At 42.7% G+C, this 20658-nt stretch carries 19 protein-coding genes, 2 tRNA genes and 4 pseudogenes; 11 read left to right on the forward strand and 14 right to left on the reverse strand.

What is annotated here, in order from left to right; all coding sequences use genetic code 11:
* Positions 1 to 55 precede the first annotated feature (55 nt).
* From ompR to J4G44_RS01590, 3 genes are all read left to right on the forward strand, one after another.
* Positions 56 to 820 carry an osmolarity response regulator transcription factor OmpR gene (gene ompR, locus J4G44_RS01580; protein WP_004974415.1) on the forward strand — a complete coding sequence of 255 codons (765 nt, stop codon included), beginning with the start codon at positions 56 to 58 and terminating at the stop codon, positions 818 to 820.
* Between the two features lie 168 nt (positions 821 to 988).
* Positions 989 to 2449, forward strand: coding sequence for an ATP-binding protein (locus J4G44_RS01585; protein ID WP_004974413.1), 1461 nt, complete (start codon positions 989 to 991; stop codon positions 2447 to 2449).
* Between the two features lie 308 nt (positions 2450 to 2757).
* Entirely contained in the window at positions 2758 to 4281 is a 1524-nt protein-coding gene (locus tag J4G44_RS01590) for an acetyl-CoA hydrolase/transferase family protein (RefSeq protein WP_004974412.1), read from the forward strand.
* Positions 4282 to 4386: 105 nt separating this feature from the next.
* On the opposite strand, the gene J4G44_RS01595 is transcribed toward J4G44_RS01590, so the two are convergent.
* The 5 genes from J4G44_RS01595 to J4G44_RS01615 all read right to left on the reverse strand — a co-directional run bounded on the left by J4G44_RS01595 (position 4387) and on the right by J4G44_RS01615 (position 6971).
* A complete protein-coding gene (locus tag J4G44_RS01595) occupies positions 4387 to 4782 on the reverse strand; it encodes a hypothetical protein (protein ID WP_004974410.1) in 396 nt (131 codons plus the stop codon).
* Positions 4783 to 4880: 98 nt separating this feature from the next.
* Positions 4881 to 5615, reverse strand: coding sequence for a class I SAM-dependent methyltransferase (locus J4G44_RS01600; protein WP_207973787.1), 735 nt, complete (start codon positions 5613 to 5615; stop codon positions 4881 to 4883).
* Positions 5616 to 5781: 166 nt separating this feature from the next.
* A tRNA-Phe gene (locus J4G44_RS01605) sits at positions 5782 to 5857 on the reverse strand.
* Between the two features lie 135 nt (positions 5858 to 5992).
* Positions 5993 to 6068 (reverse strand) — tRNA-Phe (locus J4G44_RS01610).
* Between the two features lie 525 nt (positions 6069 to 6593).
* Entirely contained in the window at positions 6594 to 6971 is a 378-nt protein-coding gene (locus tag J4G44_RS01615) for a GNAT family N-acetyltransferase (protein ID WP_096902643.1), read from the reverse strand.
* A gap of 96 nt (positions 6972 to 7067) precedes the next feature.
* On the opposite strand from J4G44_RS01615, the gene hisB reads away from it, so the two are divergent.
* The 6 genes from hisB to J4G44_RS01645 all read left to right on the forward strand — a co-directional run bounded on the left by hisB (position 7068) and on the right by J4G44_RS01645 (position 11646).
* Positions 7068 to 7661, forward strand: coding sequence for an imidazoleglycerol-phosphate dehydratase HisB (gene hisB / locus J4G44_RS01620; RefSeq protein WP_096902642.1), 594 nt, complete (start codon positions 7068 to 7070; stop codon positions 7659 to 7661).
* A complete protein-coding gene (gene hisH, locus J4G44_RS01625) occupies positions 7661 to 8278 on the forward strand; it encodes an imidazole glycerol phosphate synthase subunit HisH (protein ID WP_004974401.1) in 618 nt (205 codons plus the stop codon). The genes hisB and hisH overlap by 1 nt, the downstream gene beginning before the upstream one ends.
* 248 nt (positions 8279 to 8526) lie before the next feature.
* A complete protein-coding gene (locus J4G44_RS01630; protein ID WP_004974398.1) occupies positions 8527 to 8997 on the forward strand; it encodes a DUF805 domain-containing protein in 471 nt (156 codons plus the stop codon).
* 169 nt (positions 8998 to 9166) lie between these two features.
* The gene (locus tag J4G44_RS01635; RefSeq protein ID WP_004974396.1) at positions 9167 to 9844 is read left to right on the forward strand and encodes a 3'-5' exonuclease family protein; all 678 of its coding nucleotides are present in this window, start codon (positions 9167 to 9169) and stop codon (positions 9842 to 9844) included.
* 67 nt (positions 9845 to 9911) lie between these two features.
* Positions 9912 to 10643 (forward strand): 1-(5-phosphoribosyl)-5-[(5-phosphoribosylamino)methylideneamino]imidazole-4-carboxamide isomerase, encoded by a 732-nt coding sequence (gene hisA, locus J4G44_RS01640; protein WP_004974395.1) that lies wholly within the window; start codon positions 9912 to 9914, stop codon positions 10641 to 10643.
* Between the two features lie 94 nt (positions 10644 to 10737).
* The gene (locus J4G44_RS01645) at positions 10738 to 11646 is read left to right on the forward strand and encodes a DMT family transporter (protein WP_131260653.1); all 909 of its coding nucleotides are present in this window, start codon (positions 10738 to 10740) and stop codon (positions 11644 to 11646) included.
* Positions 11647 to 11701: 55 nt separating this feature from the next.
* Here J4G44_RS01645 and J4G44_RS01650 read toward each other — a convergent pair whose 3' ends face one another.
* Genes J4G44_RS01650 through J4G44_RS01660 form a run of 3 tightly spaced genes read right to left on the reverse strand, consistent with a single transcriptional unit; the run spans position 11702 to position 13739 of the window.
* Positions 11702 to 12106, reverse strand: coding sequence for a DUF4870 family protein (locus tag J4G44_RS01650; RefSeq protein ID WP_004974391.1), 405 nt, complete (start codon positions 12104 to 12106; stop codon positions 11702 to 11704).
* Positions 12107 to 12146: 40 nt separating this feature from the next.
* Complete coding sequence (locus J4G44_RS01655; RefSeq protein ID WP_096902640.1) at positions 12147 to 12776, reverse strand: DUF1294 domain-containing protein; 630 nt, start codon at positions 12774 to 12776, stop codon at positions 12147 to 12149.
* Positions 12777 to 12788: 12 nt separating this feature from the next.
* A complete protein-coding gene (locus tag J4G44_RS01660) occupies positions 12789 to 13739 on the reverse strand; it encodes a homoserine kinase (protein WP_179990270.1) in 951 nt (316 codons plus the stop codon).
* Positions 13740 to 13852: 113 nt separating this feature from the next.
* Here J4G44_RS01660 and hisF point away from each other — a divergent pair, with 113 nt between their 5' ends.
* Positions 13853 to 14611, forward strand: a complete 759-nt coding sequence (hisF, locus tag J4G44_RS01665; RefSeq protein ID WP_004974384.1) for an imidazole glycerol phosphate synthase subunit HisF — start codon at positions 13853 to 13855, stop codon at positions 14609 to 14611.
* A gap of 345 nt (positions 14612 to 14956) precedes the next feature.
* On the opposite strand, the pseudogene J4G44_RS01670 reads toward hisF, so the two are convergent.
* From J4G44_RS01670 to J4G44_RS01685, 4 genes and pseudogenes are all read right to left on the reverse strand, one after another.
* Positions 14957 to 15307: pseudogene (locus J4G44_RS01670) on the reverse strand (transposase); the annotation flags it as partial.
* Between the two features lie 411 nt (positions 15308 to 15718).
* Entirely contained in the window at positions 15719 to 17422 is a 1704-nt protein-coding gene (locus J4G44_RS01675; protein WP_131260656.1) for a carboxypeptidase regulatory-like domain-containing protein, read from the reverse strand.
* A gap of 234 nt (positions 17423 to 17656) precedes the next feature.
* A pseudogene (locus J4G44_RS01680) lies at positions 17657 to 17885 on the reverse strand (IS5/IS1182 family transposase); the annotation flags it as partial.
* Between the two features lies 1 nt (position 17886).
* Positions 17887 to 18236, reverse strand: a pseudogene (locus J4G44_RS01685) (transposase); the annotation flags it as partial.
* A gap of 84 nt (positions 18237 to 18320) precedes the next feature.
* Between J4G44_RS01685 and aqpZ the strand changes: the two are divergent.
* Positions 18321 to 18899 (forward strand): annotated as a pseudogene (gene aqpZ, locus J4G44_RS01690) (aquaporin Z); the annotation flags it as partial.
* Positions 18900 to 19051: 152 nt separating this feature from the next.
* Here the strand turns inward: aqpZ and J4G44_RS01695 are convergent.
* Together J4G44_RS01695 and J4G44_RS01700 are read right to left on the reverse strand one after the other, a co-directional pair.
* Complete coding sequence (locus J4G44_RS01695) at positions 19052 to 19297, reverse strand: hypothetical protein (protein WP_004974374.1); 246 nt, start codon at positions 19295 to 19297, stop codon at positions 19052 to 19054.
* Positions 19298 to 19346: 49 nt separating this feature from the next.
* Positions 19347 to 20423, reverse strand: a complete 1077-nt coding sequence (locus J4G44_RS01700; RefSeq protein WP_004974371.1) for a DNA/RNA non-specific endonuclease — start codon at positions 20421 to 20423, stop codon at positions 19347 to 19349.
* Positions 20424 to 20658 lie beyond the last annotated feature (235 nt).

Genomic DNA, 20658 nt, shown 5'->3' on the forward strand with positions numbered 1-20658 from the left:
CAAAGCCAACTCAACTTTTTGTTTACGATGACAATAAAGAATAAAGGAGCACATCATGAGTTTAGTTGTACCTGCTGAAAAAACAGATACCGTACACAGCGAAACTGACCGCGTTGAACGCATTCTCGTTGTCGATGATGATGTGCGTTTACGTACCCTGTTACAGCGTTTCTTGGAAGATAAGGGCTTTGTGGTCAAAACTGCCCACGATGCGACACAAATGGATCGTTTGTTACAGCGTGAACTGTTCTCTTTAATCGTGCTTGATTTTATGCTGCCTGTTGAAGATGGTTTAAGTATTTGCCGTCGTTTACGTCAATCTAACATCGACACGCCAATTATTATGCTGACGGCTCGCGGCAGTGACTCTGACCGTATTGCAGGACTTGAAGCAGGTGCAGATGATTATTTACCAAAACCGTTTAATCCAAATGAGCTGTTAGCGCGTATTCGTGCTGTATTGCGTCGTCAAGTGCGCGAGGTACCAGGTGCACCAAGTCAGCAAATGGAAGTGGTTGGTTTTGGCCCATGGTCACTAGATTTATCGACCCGTACTTTGACACGTGAAGGTCAGGTCGTGACCCTAACTACAGGTGAATTTGCAGTACTCAAAGCGTTGGTACAACATCCTCGTGAGCCTTTAACCCGTGACAAGTTAATGAATTTGGCGCGTGGTCGTGAATGGGGTGCGATGGAGCGTTCGATTGATGTTCAGGTTTCACGTTTACGTCGTTTAATTGAAGAAAACCCTGCCCGTGCACGTTATATTCAAACGGTTTGGGGTGTCGGTTATGTATTTGTTCCAGATGGTGCGGAATAAGTTGAAAATGATGTGAGGCTTCAGCCTCACATCTTCATGCAATGATCAACATTTATGCACACCGATCATTGTGCTAGATTTAAAGAACAGACATTCCAATAACAAGTATATTCATCATAAAATTTCACTTACTAAATTCGCTTTACAACCTCTGCCACAGGACAAGATGTGAAACTCGAACCCATCGACCCACAAGAATTTACCGACTATGTGGCGTATTCTGAAAAGAAACGTACCCGCTGGGAGCGTTTTCTGGACAAAATCAAACCACGCTCTGCAGCCATGCGCACCACGGTACTGGTGGTTTTTGTGGTGTTGTTTAGCCTGTTTATGTCGTTGTGGTTCTTTTGGCGCACCTTGTATTTACCTGAAATTCAACAACACGCCCGCTATTTAGCGGTTGAACTGGAAATTTTAAACAATCCAGATTTGCGCATTTTTCACAATGAAGCCGAAGTCGATGTCGATGCGTGGCTTAAAAATCGGGTCGGCATTGAATATGTAACCGATCCACGTGAGTTTCCTAATGTACGGGAAAAAGTCATTGCAGAGTTTTTTACCCAACAAATAGAAAAGAAACTGGCAACTGAATTAAAAATGCAGGATGTCACGGTCTATTTCCAGTTCAAACCAAGCCCGCGTATTTGGATTCAAACCCCAGAAATGAATGGCAACTGGGTACGTGAACCCCTTAAAACCTATGCCAACTACAGCCCTGAATTGGTCTTTGGCTGGCTTTTGGGTATTCCACTGTTAGCTGCAGCAATTATTTTAACTCTAGTACGTCAGCTGAATCGTCCTTTGCGTCGTCTGCAAAATGCCGCCAATAGCTACAGTAAAACAGGCAAAGCACCTTATTTAGAAACCAATCACGGTCCGCAGGAAATTCGTGAGGTCAACCAAGCCTTTAATCACATGATTTATACCTTGGAACAGACTGAACGTGACCGTCGTATCATGTTGGCAGGTATTTCACACGACCTGCGCACGCCACTGACACGGATTCGTTTAAGTGCCGAAATGATGCCCGATGATGATTTTTTAAAAGAAGGCTTAATTTACGATGTAGAAGATATGGATGCGATTTTAAATCAATTCATTTCTTATATGCGTGATGGTTCCGATGAAGAATTACAAGAAACCGATTTAAATGTTTTGCTGCAGGAATTGATTATTCAATTTAAACCGTTGGATATTCGCTTTAACGCACAAGAATTACCTTTAATTCAGGCGCGCAGTTTGTCGCTGAAACGTCTGATTGGCAACCTGATTAATAACTCGAAACGCTATGGTGCAGAGCCAATTGAGTTGTCTGCAGAAGTGCTGGATGAACACATTCGGATTAGCGTGGCAGACAACGGTACAGGCATTCCAGAAGACCAAATTGCCGATTTAATGCAGCCTTTTGTACGCGGCAATGAAGCACGTACTGTACAAGGCAGTGGCTTAGGTTTGGCAATTGTAAAACGTATTGTCGATATTCATCAGGGCGAGCTCACCATTCAAAACCGTGAACACGGTGGTCTTGAAGCCATCATTACCCTGCCGTTACAACCTGAAATCGTTGAAGAAAAAAATAATGTTGGCACGCTGGAAAAAATCAAACAAAGTTTGAGTGAACACTTCTAAACGGCTGACGCTTTTGATCTCTATCTGGCTTGCTATATACCAATTTCAGACCAACAGCAAATCGGATGGACGATCAAAGTAAAAAATTCAGATGGTGCATATCAAAATTGTATAAAAATATATCAAACAAATTGTAATATTTACCTTTTGATATATAAATAAACGATTAAATTCAATTATTTATGTATTATTTTATATTTTTATACCACCATTTAGGCAAAAAATTAGACCTTAGCCTAACACCTATGCAAAATACCTTTTTTGATCGGTACAATCGGTATCAGTCTAGTATTTTACGAGAGTTCGCCATGTCTTTAGATCGCATCCGTTTAGCCTCCCTCCACGACAAAGTAATCAGCGCAGAACAAGCTGCTGAATTCGTTCAAGATGGTATGACCGTAGGTATGAGTGGCTTTACTCGTGCGGGTGAAGCAAAAGCTGTTCCACTTGCATTGGTGGCACGCGCTAAAACCAACCCTTTAAAAATTGACTTAATTACTGGCGCAAGTCTTGGTAATGATTTAGACAAGCAATTGACTGAAGCAGGTGTTTTGGCTCGTCGTATGCCGTTCCAAGTAGACAACACCTTGCGTAAAGCAATTAACCAAGGTCAAGTTATGTTCATTGACCAACACTTGTCTGAAACTGTTGAGCAAATGCGTAACAACACGCTAAAACGCCCAGACATCGCGATTGTTGAAGCAGTTGCAATTACTGAAGACAGCTTAATTATTCCAACAACTTCTGTAGGTAACTCTGCAAGCTTTGTTGAATATGCAGATAAAGTCATTATCGAAATCAACACCACTGTAAGCACAGAATTTGAAGGCCTACACGACATTTATATTCCTGAAGCACGTCCAACACGTGGTCCAGTGCCATTAACTCACGTTGAACAACGTATTGGAACCAAAGGTATTCAGTTAGACCCTGCAAAAGTTGTGGGTATTGTATTTAACGATACCTTGCTTGACTCTCCATCTAACGTGACCGATCCAGATGACGAAACTCAAGCAATTGCAGATCACTTGATCGCATTCTTTGAAAACGAAGTAGCTCAAGGTCGTTTACCGAAAAACTTGGCACCTTTACAAGCAGGTATCGGTTCAATTGCAAACGCAGTATTAACAGGCTTCAAACACTCTAACTTTGAAGACTTGGTGATGTACTCAGAAGTACTCCAAGACTGTACGTTTGAATTGATTGATGCAGGCAAAATGAAGTTCGCTTCTGGCTGTTCAATGACCTTGTCTGAAAAATGTGGCGATCGCGTATTTGGTAATCTTGCACACTACAAAGACAAATTCATTTTACGTCCACAAGAAATTTCTAACTTCCCTGAGTTAGTACGTCGTTTAGGCATCATTGGTATTAACACTGCACTTGAGTTTGATATTTACGGTAACGTGAACTCAACCCACGTATGCGGTACCAAAATGATGAACGGTATTGGTGGTTCAGGTGACTTCGCGCGTAACGCACACTTGGCGATTTTCGTGACTAAATCGATTGCGAAAGGCGGTGACATTTCATCTATCGTTCCAATGGCTGCGCATGTAGACCACAACGAACACGACGTTGACATCTTAGTCACTGAGCAAGGTTTAGCAGATTTACGCGGTCTTGCACCACGTGAACGCGCTCGTGCGATTATCGACAACTGTGTACACCCAATGTACCGCAATGCATTGAATGATTACTTTGAGCGTGCATGTGCAAAAGGTGGTCACACTCCTCACCTACTTCGTGAAGCATTATCTTGGCATGCAAACTTCGAAGAACACGGTCACATGTTGACTCCTGCACAACAAGAATCTGCGCAACCAGCATAATTCGCGTGCAATAAAAAACGCCCTGATTTTTCAGGGCGTTTTTTTATGTCTTAAGTTTTTATGTCTTAGATTGTCACAAGGTCATTTGCGACAACGCACTCCATTTTACTCAAATGCCAAAGCTTTAAATTCATCTATAAAATGCTGCCCTAACTGGCGTAAACCATCCACACTGAGTGTGGTTTCAATCACACCCAAAGACACCACATCACGTTGAATTTGCAGCACAGTTTGACCTTGCGGGTTGATATAAAAACGAGAACCCAAAGTTGCAAATTTGCTTGCTAAGTCTAGGTTTTGTTCAGCTCGAACTTGATTCACCACATCTTGCGCGGTAAAACGGTATTGATCATGCAGCAAATTTAAGCTGTTGGATTGCCCATATTCTGCACTTAATGCACAATCATCCAAGACCTGTAAAGGCTGATCAAGATTGGCAAAAGCAGTCGCAGGGAGACTCAGCGCAAGACTGAATAAAATAGGGAGAGAAAATTTTAACATTGGACACCTCGCACATAGGTAAATTACACCTGTGGAGAAACATCCTTTTTTCACCAACTTATATTTTAAGTTCAAAAATCACTCAATACATTGACTTTTTATACCAAGCGACCTAAACGCAGCAAAACTGGAAACTGAATTTCCAAGCCCTGAGCAGGTTGCTGCTGCAACAATTGTTGTAATTCAAGCAAGGGCGTATCAGTATGTTGCTTTAAATAATGCTGCAGTCCCGACCAAGTGTTTAAATAATTCAGCAATTGTGCTGCCGACCAACGATATTTCAGGCAAAGTTCGGGTGTCACGATTTCTTGAAATGGGAAAGGAATCGTGCGATATAAGTCATCAATATAACGACGTTCAGCATCCCAACAACCTTTTAAGGTCTGAAAATACAAGCGTTGAATTGCGGTATTCACCTCAGGATCTACAGCTTGAATCAGACCGTAGCCCACCGCAGCAAATATTCCACTCGGTTTTAGCACCCGATGCACTTCGGCATAAAAGGCATCAAAATTGAACCAGTGAATCGCTTGTGCAACGGTAATTAAATCCACACTCGCATCTGCCAATCCGCTGTCTTGCGCCAAACAAGCGCGATAACGCACATTTTCCCACTGTGGTGCTTGATCCAGCTGTGCCTGACTTAAATCCGTGGCTAAAATCTGCTGAAAATGTGGCGTTAATAACTGGGTAAACTGCCCTGAACCTGCACCGCAGTCCCATGTCAAACCGCGCTCTGGCACATGTTGTAAAATCGTATCGACAATCGCGGTTGAATACTGCGGACGTGCCTGACGATATAAATCGCTGCCCTGCGAAAACAAATCTTTCATGCTGCATTCCCTGACCATGATCGCTTGATTTTAATTCAGCTTGTTTAATACGTATTGTGGACTTTAGATGAAGATGCAAAGCGGGTTTGAATACAAGATTTTATTTTAGACATAAAAAATTTTGCGCATAAAAAAGCCCCAAACATTGTTTGAGGCTTTTTGAATATGGTGGCGAGACCCAGGATCGAACTGGGGACACACGGATTTTCAATCCGTTGCTCTACCGACTGAGCTATCACGCCAATGCCGTGTATTAAGCCGTATCTCGGCTGAATAGTCAATAAAAATCATCACTTTTTTATTTGATCGCATAAATTTTATGCAAAAAAAAATCCCTGATGGGATCAGGGATTGAAAACGTTTAACCGTTTTGAATATGGTGGCGAGACCCAGGATCGAACTGGGGACACACGGATTTTCAATCCGTTGCTCTACCGACTGAGCTATCACGCCAATGACGCGTATTAAACAGTTTCAGCTGTAAATCGTCAATAGTCTTTTTCGCTTTTCAGTGCAAATGTTTACTTTTACAGCAACCTCATTCTATTTCTGCTGAAATATCACCCAAAAATTTAAAAATGAGTTCTTTTCCAATTAAATTTTGACAAACTTCCGATACGCGAATGTGGGGCACGGATGCCCCACGTTACCCATCACGACAAGGATGTCGTGTATGGGTAACAAAAGACTTTTGCCTACTTTGGGTCTTGCCAAAGTAGGAAGATGCCTACGCAAAGCTATTTAAACCTTAGCTAAAAATTGTGGCTGTGCAAGCACAAAAAACAATATAGGATTTAGATAAACTTCTTTCACAAATCCGATTAAAACCATACTTCAACCCCCCATCATCCTCTTACGGAAGATATTCCTCATCCCTGAGCCATATATGGCGCAAGAGAAGGGATTTTCGATACTAATTTAATTTTGACCTATACGGATAAACTGAAAAGACAGACACAACGTCAGCTTTTTAAAAACTCACAACTTACCCAAATGCGCCAAACAACGATGAATCGCACCACAACCCGGCTGAAAGTGCTGCACACCTTTGGCTTCTTCCATACGGCACACCTCACTCACCAAACGATCTGCCACACCTCGACCACGGTTTGCAGGATGCACCACAATATATTCAAGCGTACGATGATCATCTTGCCCTGTGCACCAAATCGCACCAATCACTTTAGTATTAAATTCTGCCGTGTAAAGTAGGGTATACTGAGCCAAGTTCTGCTCAAGTTGGCTTACCGCATCTTGCCCATCGCCAAATTCAGGGCTGGTATCATACAGTCGCTCAAGCTGGCTGCGCACTTCGGTATTTTCCAGTGAAGTATAGGCATGTACGGTAATAGGCATTGATTAACCCTCCTGAGCAATCTAATATGCTGAGACTTCGTCACAGCGAAAACATTTTACATCAATCATTTTTGACGTTTTTTGAGGAACGTGTCTATGACCCAACGTATCAGTGAAGTGGTGAGAAATACCAACGAAACTAAAATTCGAGTTCGTGTGAATCTGGACGGTACGGGTCAAGGCACACTCAACACTGGAGTTCCATTTTTAGACCATATGATTGATCAAATCAAGCGACACGGTTTGTTTGATATTGATATTCATTGTGATGGCGACTTGGAAATTGATGATCACCACACTGTAGAAGACTGTGGTATCACGCTTGGACAAGCTTTTGCTCAAGCTTTGGGCGATAAAAAAGGTTTACGACGCTACGGTCACTTTTACGCACCACTTGATGAATCTTTAAGCCGTGTGATTGTCGATTTATCGGGTCGTCCGGGTTTATTTATGGATATTCCATTTACCCGCGCACGTATTGGTACTTTTGATGTGGATTTATTCTCAGAATTCTTCCAAGGCTTTGTCAACCATGCATTAATGACACTGCACATCGACAACCTCAAAGGTAAAAACAGCCACCACCAAATTGAAAGCGTATTTAAAGCATTTGCACGTGCTTTACGCATGGCATGTGAAGTCGATCCGCGTGCTGAAAATACAGTGGCATCAACCAAAGGAACACTCTAATGACCCGAATTGCCCTTCTTGACTATGGCATGGGAAATTTACACTCTGCAGCGAAAGCTTTAGAGCATGTGGGTGCAACGGTAGATGTGACCAATGACCCAAAACTGATTGCACAAGCCGATAAAATTGTGTTTCCAGGTGTGGGTGCTATGCGTGATTGTATGCAAGGCATGCATGAAGCTGGCATTGATGACGTGGTACGCAACGCGGTCTTTAATAAACCTGTACTTGCAATTTGTGTAGGCATGCAGGCGCTGATGCAACATTCCGAAGAAAATGGCGGAGCAGATGCACTGGGCATTTTTGCAGGTACAGTCAAACGCTTTCCTGAAGTAGCAGGTTTAAAAGTGCCACACATGGGTTGGAATCAGGTACATCAACGTGACCCGAGCCACCCTATGTGGAACAACATTGAACAAGATGCGCGTTTTTACTTCGTGCATAGTTTTTATGTTGAACCGCAAGATGAAAAAATCGTGGCCGCGACCTGTGATTATGGTTTAACTTTCTGTACAGCCCTGCATCAAGACAACTTGTTTGCAACGCAGTTCCACCCAGAAAAAAGTCACACTGTTGGTTTGCAGTTACTAAAAAACTTTGTGGAATGGAATATCTAATATTCAGGATGCTTCAATCAATAAAGCCGAGTTAATCTCGGCTTTATTTTTGCGTGAATGTTTTTCACTTTTATTGCACATTGATTTGTGTTTAAAATTAAAGCGTTTTTTATACCTTTTATTCAAAATAAACTGAGGGTCTGTCGATAATTGGTCTATGTTTGCGATGTGAGAGAGATATCTCACAAGATTTTTGAGCAAATATACGGTATGCGACAGAAAATTCAAAAAATCTAGGAATTACAACAATGAGTCAATATGTAGAAGATTCTGCACTCAGTGCAGCGGGGCGTTTTGGTCGATTATCATTTTTAGCGTGGAACTGTTTGCTCAGCTTGGGGCTTGCAGTACTGATTGCAATTATTGCCGTTGTTGCACCCAATTTATTGCTAGAGCTCGGCTCTGGCTCTATGGGCATCGGCATGATCTTGCTCGTGATCATTTATATCGTTGCGTTCTATTTTAGCTTTATTTTCACCATCCGCCGCTTGCATGACCGCAATCATACTGGCTGGTTATCTTTGCTGATTTTGGTGCCTTTGGTGAATATTATTATGGGTTTATATTTGGTATTTGCACCTGGCGATGATCGTCAAAATAGCTATGGTGCGGTACGTGAAACTGCAGGTTGGGAAAAAGTACTGGCTTGGATTTTTATTGTGCTGATGATTTTGGCGATTATTGGCAGCTTCTTGTCAGGTATATTCAGCAACGTCTAAGCAAAAATATTCCACTTGGTTGATATTTCGAAATAGCCCATCTATTGGGCTATTTTTTCAGGATATTCGCTGCAATCTTTGTCCTGCACAGCATTTTCAATCTTTTAAACTTTGCCAAATTCCGCAAAACGCTTTAGGCTAAAACCGCTTCTTTACCGCTTTGAATGTTATGGATCTCACTCGTCTGCGTACCCTGCCTAGCCCTGATGAAATTCGGCAATTGCCACTGTTTGAAAATATTGCGCGTCAAAATATTGTACTGATTCAAAATCTAGAGCAATGTCTAGCAATTGAAGCTGAACTGAAAACCGCAGCTGTCTTGGGTTTCGATTCTGAATCTAAACCCACGTTTAATGTAGGCGAAGTTTCTACAGGCCCGCATTTAATTCAGCTCGCAACCTTAGAAAAAGCCTATCTATTTCAGCTCAATGATGACATTTGGCAATTTTTGCAGCCAGTTTTTGCCAATCGCGATCAAATTAAAGTAGGTTTTGGGCTGAAAAATGATGCCCATTTATTTCGTAAAAAAGGTATACAACTGAATAGCGTGATTGAACTATCCAAATGTTTTGGCAGTTTTGGTTTTAAAAGTCCGCTTGGGCTTAAAAATGCCATGGCATTATTATTTCACGTTCATTTCCCTAAAAGCCGAAGTATCAGCACCTCAAACTGGGCATGCAAACAGCTCAGTGAAGCACAAATTGCCTATGCTGCCGCCGATGCCTACGCACCTGTGTTGATATTTGAAGAATTGGGGCGTTTGGGTCTATTGCCCGAGCATATCCCAAACAGTTCACTCAAATTGCGGATTCGTCCCTCTAAAACAAAACCTACAACAGATGCTTAGATATTTAACAATACTTTGTTAAGATGCACAGATTGAATTCAATAAGTTTTTGGCAAGGAGCGAAAGCATGCTGATCATCCCTGCAATTGACCTGAAAGATGGCAAGTGTGTTCGTTTAAAACAAGGTCGTATGGAAGATGATACTGTATTTTCTGACGATCCAGTGGCAACAGCACAACACTGGGTAAATGAAGGCGCGCGTCGCTTGCATTTAGTCGATTTAAACGGCGCTTTCGCAGGTACGCCAATTCATAAACCTGTGGTTGAAGCGATTGCAAAATCACAACCGGATCTTCCAATTCAAATTGGTGGCGGTATTCGTTCACTCGAAACCATCGAACACTATTTGGATGCAGGCGTATCGTTCGTGATTATTGGTACCAAAGCCGTACAAGAGCCTACTTTTGTAGAAGAAGCCTGCAAGAAATTTGCAGGACACATCATTGTCGGCATTGACGCCATGAATGGCATGGTGGCTACTGATGGTTGGGCCAACGTCACAGACGTGAAGGCAACAGATTTAGCTAAGCGTTTTGCCGATGCAGGTGTATCTAGCATTGTTTATACCGATATTGCCCGTGATGGCATGATGCAAGGTGTGAACGTAGAACAAACCGTAAACTTGGCGCAATATTCAGGCTTACCCGTGATTGCTTCTGGCGGTGTGACCAATTTAGATGACGTACGCAACCTAAAAGGTCAGCCTGGCATTTTAGGTGCGATTACAGGTCGTGCAATTTACGAAGGCACGTTAAGCCTGCGTGAGGCACAGTTGCTTTTAGATGAGCAATCTTTGTAATTCTGCCGCGTATTTTTAAAGAGGTCTGCGGACCTCTTTTTTATTTTGATTTTATTTTACTCATTTTGAGTTTTCTTCATCTCCCACTGGTTCTATGTCTCAGCTTTCACCAATGCTTCGCAGCAAAGCGCCGCAACTGGCGCTCATTTTGATTACCTTAATTTGGGGTGCAACCTTCATTACCGTGCAATACGGTTTGAACTTCAGCAGTCCAGTACTGTTTGTAGGCTTACGTTTTGCCGCAGCCACGTTGGCCGTGGGGCTGATTTCATGGCGAAGCTTACGTGGTTTTAGCCTCGATGAACTCTATGCAGGCTTTGCCATAGGCGCAGTCATTGCGCTAGGTTATGTCACTCAAACCATTGGCTTACAAAGTATCAGCAGTAGCGAATCGGCCTTTTTAACGGCGCTGTATGTCCCGCTTGTACCGCTATTGCTGTGGTTATGCTTTGATCAACGTCCGCATGTCATGACTTGGTTGGGTGCTATTTTGGCATTTGTAGGCTTGGTCTTTTTAACAGGCAATGGCTTAGGCGCAATTCAGTTAAGTTTTGGACAAGCCATTACTTTAATCGGTTCAATTGCGATTGCCTTTGAAATTATTTTAATTAGCTATTTTGCCAATCGGGTCAATTTAAAGCGCGTTACCCTCATCCAACTGGGTTGTGCATCGTTATTGTGTTTTGCGATTGCACCATGGGTTGGAGAAACTCAATTGCCCGAATTTCAGTGGTCACTCCTTGCTGTTTTGCTCGGCTTAGGCATTGCCAGTGCCGTGATTCAATTGGTGATGAACTGGGCGCAACGACAAGTAGACCCTGCGCAAGCTGCTATTATTTATGCAGGTGAGCCTGTTTGGGCCGCATTGATTGGACGTTTGGCAGGCGAGCGCTTGGCAGTTCTGGCGTTGTTCGGTGGACTACTGGTGGTTTTAGGCGTGCTGGTCAGCGAATGGCGACCAAAATTTTTAAAACGAAACACATCATCCCAAAAAGTTGAATAAACAGCATCTAGGCAAGATCGCTCAAAACATCTTAAAAAGACGAACGAACGTGAATTTAATGATACATCGGTAAATTATCATTCACGCGAATTAAACCGCGTATAGCACGGTAAACAATCCATAACCACGAAATAGCAACCACTGCGATACAGAAAAGTGTCGCAGCCAAAGTCATACTGGCAAAGCTTTGCGCATCTGGACTAAAGAACACCAAAAAGAACGGCACAAAGGCCACAATATTCCAAAACAGATACCACCAGAAGCTGCGAATTTGCCAAGTAAAATGACTGGCAAAAATTGAACCTTGTACATCACTACGTTTTAAATAGTTGATGATTAAGGCAATCACGGCCAATATCCCCGCAGAAAAAATCGCCACGATATACAGCACATATAAAATCATGGTCAATGAACGATGTGGGTCTTGATCTACTGAATATGAATGCTCTGCGTCTGACATAATGCACCTGACAAGCCTGTTACTGGAACAATATTCCCAATTAGATGTTAAGCTGATTCAACGGAGAAATCATCCATAAAATCAGAAAGATATTTAAGCCTATCGTACAAAAATAAATCTTACCAAAGGGTTGTTTTTGTGTTTTATGGCGTAATTTTTGTTGTGCTAACCATGCTGCAGGCCAACCCCCTAAAAAAGCCACAATATGCAAGTTATTTTCAGGAATACGACGTCCACCCTGCTGTGCAGCTTCTTTATCTTGTGCATACAGCCAATAACTCAGCGCATTCATCAAACTGATGAATAATAACAACATGCCGCTGAGCAATCCCAACAGCGTCAGCAAAGCCAAAGCAACAATATAAGCCACACATAATATTTGCATCGGCTGCATTTTTTGCGTGATGTTGGATGTTTTCGCACTCACAGCAGATGCCTTTGCTGCTTTGGTCTGCGAAGCTTTTAAATACACCGCTTGCTGTGCTCGGTAACGTCCGCGCTCATCCACAGTTACGGTATATTCCAAGGCACAGCCCACAATTGGACGTGGCCCTTGTCGGGCGAAGTCCTTAATGTGTAAAAACACGCGATCTTTTTGGTGGTCATTCGGCTGAATAAACCCATAACCCTGCTCATCAAACCATTCGACTAAACGCCCTTGATCACGCATGTTCTATATCCCTCAAGCTGTCACAAACTTTAAGCGTTCAATCAGCATATTCCGCATTTCATCTGGATTTTTCTGCAAAATATCTGCGCCTGTCCGCCCTTCTGCCGCATTTTTAGCAGCCACCTGCAAACGCATTAACCAAAAACGTCCTGCCGCCATTGCCAAATACAGTTCCAAACAGGCTTTTTCGTCTTGGGTTAAAGGACGCACCGTTTCGTAGGCATTTAAAAATGCAATCGCCTTGCTTTCATTTAAGCTCAGCTCAGGAAAATCGGTACAAAAATCATTCAGCGTAATCGCAATATCAAACAGCAATTCATCTTGATTTAATTCATAAAAATCTAAAATGCCTTGCAACTGATCATCTGCAAACAAGGTATTGTCACGGAATAAATCCGAGTGAATAAAACCTTTAGGACGCTGCGGATAGACTGCGGTTAAGGCTTCATACAAGCCCAAAAGTTTGGACAGTAAGGCTTGATCGGCCACATGCATTCTTGGTTTTAATTGGCGTGCGACCCCTGCCCAATAAGCGTGATCACGTACATGATCGCGCTGCAAAGGAAAATTTTGTAAGGCCACATGCATTTTGGCTTGTGCAATCGCAATCGCTTCCACTTGCGCCACTGTTGCCAGTGTCGGATGCTGCCCAATTAAACGCGGTGCAATTTGTGCAGGTTTTTCTTTTAATTGGTGAATGGCTTGTCCCGAATAGGATAAAGGCACTGCCACAGGCAAACCCGCTTGCCCCAAATGCTGTAATACAGGAATTAATTCGCCTGCCGCTTGCTGATCTAATTCTTCAAAAATGGTCAGCACGTACTCGTTTTGATTGTCGCAACGCAAAAAATAATTGGTATTTTGAATCCCCCCTTGAATGGGAATCAGCTCGACCACCTCCAATCCATAAGGCGCTGCAAAGACCTGAACTTCCTTTAAAGTCAAAGGAGTATAAACCGACATAGAAAACCTGCGAAAAACCTGAGCTAAGTTTGATAGAATACCCGCTCCATCTGCCAAGGTGTAGCGCTTGTGTGGGTGAGTTTCATAATCGGCTGTAATAATTGGAAAAATTTATGCTAGCGAAACGTATTATTCCTTGCCTAGACGTAGATAATGGTCGCGTGGTTAAGGGCGTGCAATTCCTTGATATTCGTGATGCGGGCGACCCTGTCGAAGTGGCGCGTCGTTATAATGAACAAGGTGCCGATGAAATCACCTTTTTAGACATTACCGCTACCCATCATGGTCGTGATACGACTTATCGTACCGTAGAACGTATGGCAGAAACCGTGTTCGTGCCCCTCACCGTTGGTGGTGGCGTGCGCAAGGTTGAAGACATTCGCCTATTATTGAACGCAGGTGCAGATAAAGTCAGCATTAACTCTGCAGCCGTGTTTAACCCTGAATTTGTGCAAGAAGCCTCACAGCGTTTTGGCGCGCAATGTATTGTGGTTGCCATTGATGCGAAAAAAACGGGTGATAACAAATGGGAAATTTTCACCCACGGTGGTCGTAAACCAACAGGTATTGATGCCATTGAATGGGCAGTGAAAATGGCAGACTACGGCGCAGGTGAGCTATTGGTCACTTCAATGGATGCCGATGGTACCAAGGCAGGCTATGACTTGGCGCTCATGCGTGCCATCAATGACCGTGTAACTGTACCCACCATTGCGTCTGGCGGTGTAGGTAATTTACAGCACTTGGCAGATGGTATTTTAAAAGGCGGTGCAGATGCGGTACTAGCTGCCTCAATTTTCCACTTTGGTCAGCACACTATTCCAGAAGCCAAACAATATTTGGCAGCGCAAGGCATTGAAATGCGTTTGTAATTTCTAAAACAAAACTGTTTTGGACTTTAGTTTTTGAGCTTTAAAAGTGTAATCTTCGGGTTACACTTTTTTATTTAGCCCAAAATACAGGCAGAAAAAAAGGAGTCCGAATGCCACTACTGTCCCATATTTCGCTTTAAGAACCCCTTGTGTTCCATAGATACCCGTCAATATTGAGCTGACGTTTTCCTTATCTGGATGAGTCAAAGTTCAGGACTCAAAAAGCCAGCATGAAATTCAGTAAAGGATTGAATCACAGTCATCATACTCATAAGCTTATTGCAGTTGAAAATGGTGAAGAAAATGACAGGGTACAAGGCTGTAAATTCCAGTTTCCCTCTGGGAGCCTTTGATATAAAGGGATAGAATCTGGCTATCCATTCGCGTGATAGCCTTGCGAAGTCGTGCTTCTCTTTCTTTTTAAACAGCTGTGACTGAAGTGTGTCATCACGATCTCCTGGTGTCGTGATCTGAATCTCACCATCATCCGTAAGGTCTTACTTGAATGACCATTGCGAGCATTAGAACCGCGCTTACGAGCTTTCTTTCATGTCCGAGGTGTAGGGTAAGTCCGGCATTGAGAGCCGCTAAAATAGTCAGTTTAGTCAACAATCGGCTGAATGGATTTAGATCATCTTCTGTTTTTATGGATTTAGCAAATTCTGCTATAAGGTCATTTAATTTTTGTTCTTCCAACATGATGCCTGACTTCGTTGTGACTATGAACATATAAAATTCAATCAATTACGCAATTTTATTTACAATCTCGTCTTCGACAAACTCACTATGATTCACTGTATGTTCTTAGTTTCTTGGCAAGAAATGCGATCAATGTCTGGTTATTTGTAGTCATAAAATTGAGTCGCCTGTTTTTTAAAGGGGATTGAATTAAGGCTTATAGGATGAATTCGTAAGATTGTGTTCAGCGAACGCTTACGCTTTAGTTACCGCTATGCTGAAGTGGCTGAATAAATTGCCCCTTTAAATATAAACAGCCCTCAATAGAGAGCTGTTTTTAGTATTCACCACGCTTGATGGTTGATTGATCGCGAATGCAATGTGTCTAAACCTATTCTATTCATTCATACTGCACCGCCATGTAAATCTTTATTTACGCTGTGGCTCGTCAGCCCACCGTGCATAACTCTTCGTGCTTTTCAACAAAACGCCCGCTTGTTTTGCAGCGACGCCACTATAGTCCTGAGAGAAACTATCTGAATTTTCATCAAAACTCACACCATCAAATAATGGGAAAGTTCCGGCTTTTTTCTGAATCACCACATCATCAATCATCCAGCCGCGGAAACCATTATAAAGTCCATCGACCGTTCTAAATTGGAATTTCAGCTGAACATTGGCCTTGCCTGCATATTCATCTAATGAAATTGCTTCTTGCTGAACAGCAGCCGGTGCGAGGTTAAAGCCTAAATTACTGTATGGAATCGGCGCGCGATCATATGCAGAAGATGGATCTGCCAGCGGGTTTAATCGAGCCAAAGTCTTAAAACTGTTACCGCCGTCGGTAGAAACTAAAATATTCATCAAATCAAACCCCTGATTATTTGGATTGACTGACTCAATTTCCCACCATGTTTTAAAGCTTAAACTCAAAGGCGCCTGATACTGGCTTAGATTAATCACAGGTGAAATCAATTCTCCCCTATTGTCATGCTGCGAGGTGCCGCCATCAAACTCTGGAGCCGTAGATGAATCACTTAAAGCACCAATAAAGTTGCCATTTACTTTGTCACCATACCAATATGCCGTATTACCTTGCAGTGGCTCAGGTACCTTGCCTTGACTTTGGTCATTTGGCGCTAAGCGCACACGCTGATTCACTTGATTATTACGAATATTGTGACCTTTGTTTAGCAGCTGCCAATCGACATTCGCCACACTTGGCTGTGAGCTTGTCCATGCATTGCGAGTAGTAGAGTCCGCTTCAAAAGTTTCACGCCATACCGCATCTGCAGATGTCGTTTCAGGCAGCACTTCAAATTGATAGCCCGATGCAGAAGAAGCAATGACCGTAACTTTTTTTGTCATGGTATTAGTTCCTGCACTGCTAATAGTGAGCGTGGCATTTTTCAATGCTTCAAGCAGAGTATTGGAGACGTTAAATGAAAGCGTGAAATAACCATTAGCATCGGTAATTGCACTAACAAATGCACCATTGGTCGCAGCACCGCCAGATAATGCGACTTGCGCATTCGCTAAAGGCTTTCCTTTATAAATGACCTGACCAGACAACGTACCGACTACTGCATCATTGACAGGTGCATCACTTAAGGTCTGACAGTCTTGGTCTAAGCAGTTGAGGACAACATTCAACACAATGCTCTTATTGGTATTTTTAGGATGGATCAAGAATGCCGAAACTGCAGACTGTCCATTTTTAGTGACCAAAACATAATATGTGCCTGCAGCCAATTTAGGCAGTTTAACGATGCCTTGAGCATTAGCAAGGTAACTTTGACCTTTAAAATGAGTCGCTGTCGGTAAACTATTGATCGGTGGAAATAGCTGTTCAGAATCATCTGCTGTACTTGCATTTGTTGCTGTTTTCAAACTACTTGCTTGTAATTTCTTCCACTCTTCGTCACTTAAAATCTGAATCGACGCAGCATTTAAGGTAAGGTTATTCACATCCAACAGCGTCAGCTCTTCTACACTTTTTTGAACCATAGCCTCGGCAACTGGCTCTGATGGTACTGGTACGTTTCCTGTTTCATCACTGTCACTACCGCCACATGCTGTTAAACCTAAGACACCCGTGACCATCATTATTTTTACAAATGCTCTATTTTTCATCTATTCTGCCCTCTGGATTTTGTATTTTAAAATTTTATCTCTACTTAGAACTTTGCCAGCCCAAACATACTGGTCAATATTCCAGCAAAATAATACCCAATTTCCACCAAATGCGCAAATTTCACATTTTATATTTTTTATAGTTTTTTTCTCTATTTTTTTAGTTAATGTATAGCCAAATGGGCTTTGTTCCACAAAGATTTGAAAGACAAAGTACCCCGAAATGAACCAAATTTAAGGCGTAACTTGGGTAAGTGCTCTACCTAATTGCTTACATCTGTTGAGGACTGCTACAAGTGCATGCATCTTAGTTTCAACCCAACTGCGCCGATGATAGCCTGATCATTTTTCCATAGTGTCCTACCTGAGATTAACTGTTCGAAGTCATTTATCTCGCTCTAGCGAGCTGCTCTTTGTATCTTTGTATGCTTTCTCATTTTCTAGGTGGAATCACCGCATGCGCTTAACGCCTTATTGTTATGGATAAAATCCACCATTATTTGTGTGGGCGGTCGAGCTCCGCCTGGGCGAAAAAAGCAGCTGCTTTACGTAGAATTTCATTCGCACGTTGCAGTTCTTTATTTTCGCGTTCCAGTTGTTTGATACGTTCTTGGTCTGAAAGCTGCTGTACTTTAACTGGATTTTGTTTATCTAAATATTTTTGATACCAAACACGTAGTGTTTCAGGAGTACAGCCAATCTTAGGAGCGATTGCTGTGATTGCAGCCCAATACGATGGATAATCTTTTTCGGATTCAATCAATAATTGAACCGCTCTTTCTCTGATTTCAGGGGTATATTTTAATTTTGTCATCGGGACACTACGCTTCGCTACGTCTTGCGAAGCAATGCTTCTCATCTCAGAATATTGACTCTCCGACAAATCCGGTACGGTACAGTATCCCTCGCGTTCGGTCTGACCGTATTAACCGCGGCCTATGCACTTGGGCACATTTCAGGTGGTCAATTTAACCCTGCAGTCAGTATTGGTTTGTGGGCAGGTGGACGTTTTGAAGCCAAAGAACTCGCACCGTATATTATTTCACAAATTATTGGTGCGACTCTGGCCGCACTGGTGTTGTATCTGATTGTACAGGGTCAGGCAGGTTTTGCAGGCACAGGCGGTTTCGCGACCAACGGTTATGGTGATTTATCTCCAGGAAAATATGCCCTCAGTTCAGTATTATTGATTGAAGTGGTACTCACTGCTGGCTTTTTGATGGTGATTATGGGTGCAACCGCCAAACGTGCACCTGCAGGTTTTGCTCCAATTGCAATTGGTTTGGCACTGACCTTAATCCATCTGATCAGTATTCCTGTAACCAATACTTCCGTGAACCCTGCACGTAGTACAGGTGTGGCGTTCTTTGCTGAAACTGCAGCACTCAGCCAGCTTTGGGCTTTCTGGGTTGCACCGATTGTAGGTGCGGTGATTGGTGCGGTGCTGTATCGCGCTATGGCAAAAGCTGAAGACTGATCTTCAAAACTTTAAATCCACAGCTTTTCAAGATGTCTGGGATTTATCTAAAAACACACAAAACAACAAAGCCCGTTCAAGCGTTTGAGCGGGCTTTTTAATGGCTTAGATGAGCAGATTAAAGTAGATTTAATATCTTGAGATGGCATCCATTATAAAAATGGATTTTCAATTTCACCCGCTTCGGGACGATCTAACTTTTCAGGCAGATTCGGAGTCTGCTCCAAAGTTGCAACAACTTCATTCAAAAAAGCCTGTAGTGCTTTGGCTGCCTGTAAACCCGCCTGATCTTTGCTGATTTGCAAATTGCCATACACATTGATGCAATCTAAATCATTTTCTAAGGTTAAGTCATGAATCGCATGTGATTCAGTCCCATTTTGAAACGGTTTAAACATTGAATTCACCTTAGCATGAAGGATGCAATATCCATCATCTTAACCCAGTTTAAGATTTCAACAACTGTAAAATATATTGCAATAAAGCTTCAATCAATTGCTTCACAATTGCATCTTGGGTATCTGCATCAATGCTAGCACCCGATGCAGGACTACTGCCTGAGCGTTTAAATTCGGTTTGCAAGGCTTGTAATTGCTCAGCAGATACATCTTCTGCGCACTGGCTTTCTGCATCCCAATGTGAGTAGGCAATCGGTGTATTGGCTTTTACAGCATTTGCAGTCAAAGGCAATTTATAGGTATTGCGCTTTTGTTCTTCACTTAATTGTGGGAATAAATTAATGCCCAACTGTTCTTCTAAATAGCAGACACTCACCACTTGCACCTGTAACGAGTCGTTATTGGGCGCGTAATAAGCCCCTATCGCGCCTGTTTTGGGCATATACACAGCTTTATACACCGCAGTCGGCACAATAACGCCCTGCCCAATGGTTTTTAGACGCTTGGCATTAAAACTTGGCCCCGTAATCACATACACATCTTGCTTTTGCTTAGTCACCACCGCTCGGGTGGCTTCTTCAAGTTCACGCCAGACCTGCTGATTATTTTTAGGGGCTTGCGGCACCATATTTGCCAAAGAAAAACTGTCAAACTGGGCTGCCAAGTTGGTCATGTCGGCATTCGGTGCCATGTGTCCACGGTCATAACCCGAACCACGATAATCCAGCAAAGTCGCACGATGCTCGGCTTTGACGCGCGGTTCTTCGTGAAAGTTATCTTCACGTGGAATCCGCTGACTCAAACGCGCTGGTGTTAAGGCTTCTGCCACCCATAACGGGGTTTTGGATACCCCTGAATACATCACATTAAAGTCATTAAAACACAGCGGATAGCTGTCTTTTTGCAGGCTATTTTTCAGTAAATAGGGCGGCGTTTCTCGATAGAACTGGGTTAGGCAAGCACTATTTCCTGAACTCGGCACCAGTGAAGTCCACTGGCTAATTTTTTCTTGACCAAAAGCAATCACAAAACTCCCTGTTGCCACTACACCGAGTAGCACTTTCAAGCTGTTTTGATTGAAAATTTGAGTCCAAATGTTGTTGGAATTGCGCCGTTTTCTTGCCATAACCGTTACTGTGACTTCGCTCTAAATCCGCAGAGTTTGCCCGAGCTTAACAATCCACTCACAGCTTGTATATGAAGCACCTCTTGTTCGTCTAACAATTAAACAAAACCCGCGCCATAACACCACAAAAGCCATACACAGCCTGAGTTTTAAGCACTTTTGACATCAGTCTAGATCAAGTTTGGTAGATTTGATTGCATCGGTTTTAGCGAATCTGCCAAGCTAAATACACCTT

This window comes from Acinetobacter towneri, from assembly GCF_017498585.1.
Taxonomy (GTDB): domain Bacteria; phylum Pseudomonadota; class Gammaproteobacteria; order Pseudomonadales; family Moraxellaceae; genus Acinetobacter; species Acinetobacter towneri.

Excerpts from the sequence above, each read along its gene's own strand:
- ompR (WP_004974415.1), top strand. The coding sequence starts at position 56 with ATGAGTTTAGTTGTACCTGCTGAAAAAACAGATACCGTACACAGCGAA.
- J4G44_RS01590 (WP_004974412.1), top strand. The coding sequence starts at position 2,758 with ATGTCTTTAGATCGCATCCGTTTAGCCTCCCTCCACGACAAAGTAATC.
- J4G44_RS01595 (WP_004974410.1), bottom strand. The coding sequence starts at position 4,782 with ATGTTAAAATTTTCTCTCCCTATTTTATTCAGTCTTGCGCTGAGTCTC.
- J4G44_RS01600 (WP_207973787.1), bottom strand. The coding sequence starts at position 5,615 with ATGAAAGATTTGTTTTCGCAGGGCAGCGATTTATATCGTCAGGCACGT.
- J4G44_RS01615 (WP_096902643.1), bottom strand. The coding sequence starts at position 6,971 with ATGCCTATTACCGTACATGCCTATACTTCACTGGAAAATACCGAAGTG.
- hisB (WP_096902642.1), top strand. The coding sequence starts at position 7,068 with ATGACCCAACGTATCAGTGAAGTGGTGAGAAATACCAACGAAACTAAA.
- hisH (WP_004974401.1), top strand. The coding sequence starts at position 7,661 with ATGACCCGAATTGCCCTTCTTGACTATGGCATGGGAAATTTACACTCT.
- J4G44_RS01630 (WP_004974398.1), top strand. The coding sequence starts at position 8,527 with ATGAGTCAATATGTAGAAGATTCTGCACTCAGTGCAGCGGGGCGTTTT.
- J4G44_RS01635 (WP_004974396.1), top strand. The coding sequence starts at position 9,167 with ATGGATCTCACTCGTCTGCGTACCCTGCCTAGCCCTGATGAAATTCGG.
- hisA (WP_004974395.1), top strand. The coding sequence starts at position 9,912 with ATGCTGATCATCCCTGCAATTGACCTGAAAGATGGCAAGTGTGTTCGT.
- J4G44_RS01645 (WP_131260653.1), top strand. The coding sequence starts at position 10,738 with ATGTCTCAGCTTTCACCAATGCTTCGCAGCAAAGCGCCGCAACTGGCG.
- J4G44_RS01650 (WP_004974391.1), bottom strand. The coding sequence starts at position 12,106 with ATGTCAGACGCAGAGCATTCATATTCAGTAGATCAAGACCCACATCGT.
- J4G44_RS01655 (WP_096902640.1), bottom strand. The coding sequence starts at position 12,776 with ATGCGTGATCAAGGGCGTTTAGTCGAATGGTTTGATGAGCAGGGTTAT.
- J4G44_RS01660 (WP_179990270.1), bottom strand. The coding sequence starts at position 13,739 with ATGTCGGTTTATACTCCTTTGACTTTAAAGGAAGTTCAGGTCTTTGCA.
- hisF (WP_004974384.1), top strand. The coding sequence starts at position 13,853 with ATGCTAGCGAAACGTATTATTCCTTGCCTAGACGTAGATAATGGTCGC.
- J4G44_RS01675 (WP_131260656.1), bottom strand. The coding sequence starts at position 17,422 with ATGAAAAATAGAGCATTTGTAAAAATAATGATGGTCACGGGTGTCTTA.
- J4G44_RS01695 (WP_004974374.1), bottom strand. The coding sequence starts at position 19,297 with ATGTTTAAACCGTTTCAAAATGGGACTGAATCACATGCGATTCATGAC.
- J4G44_RS01700 (WP_004974371.1), bottom strand. The coding sequence starts at position 20,423 with ATGGCAAGAAAACGGCGCAATTCCAACAACATTTGGACTCAAATTTTC.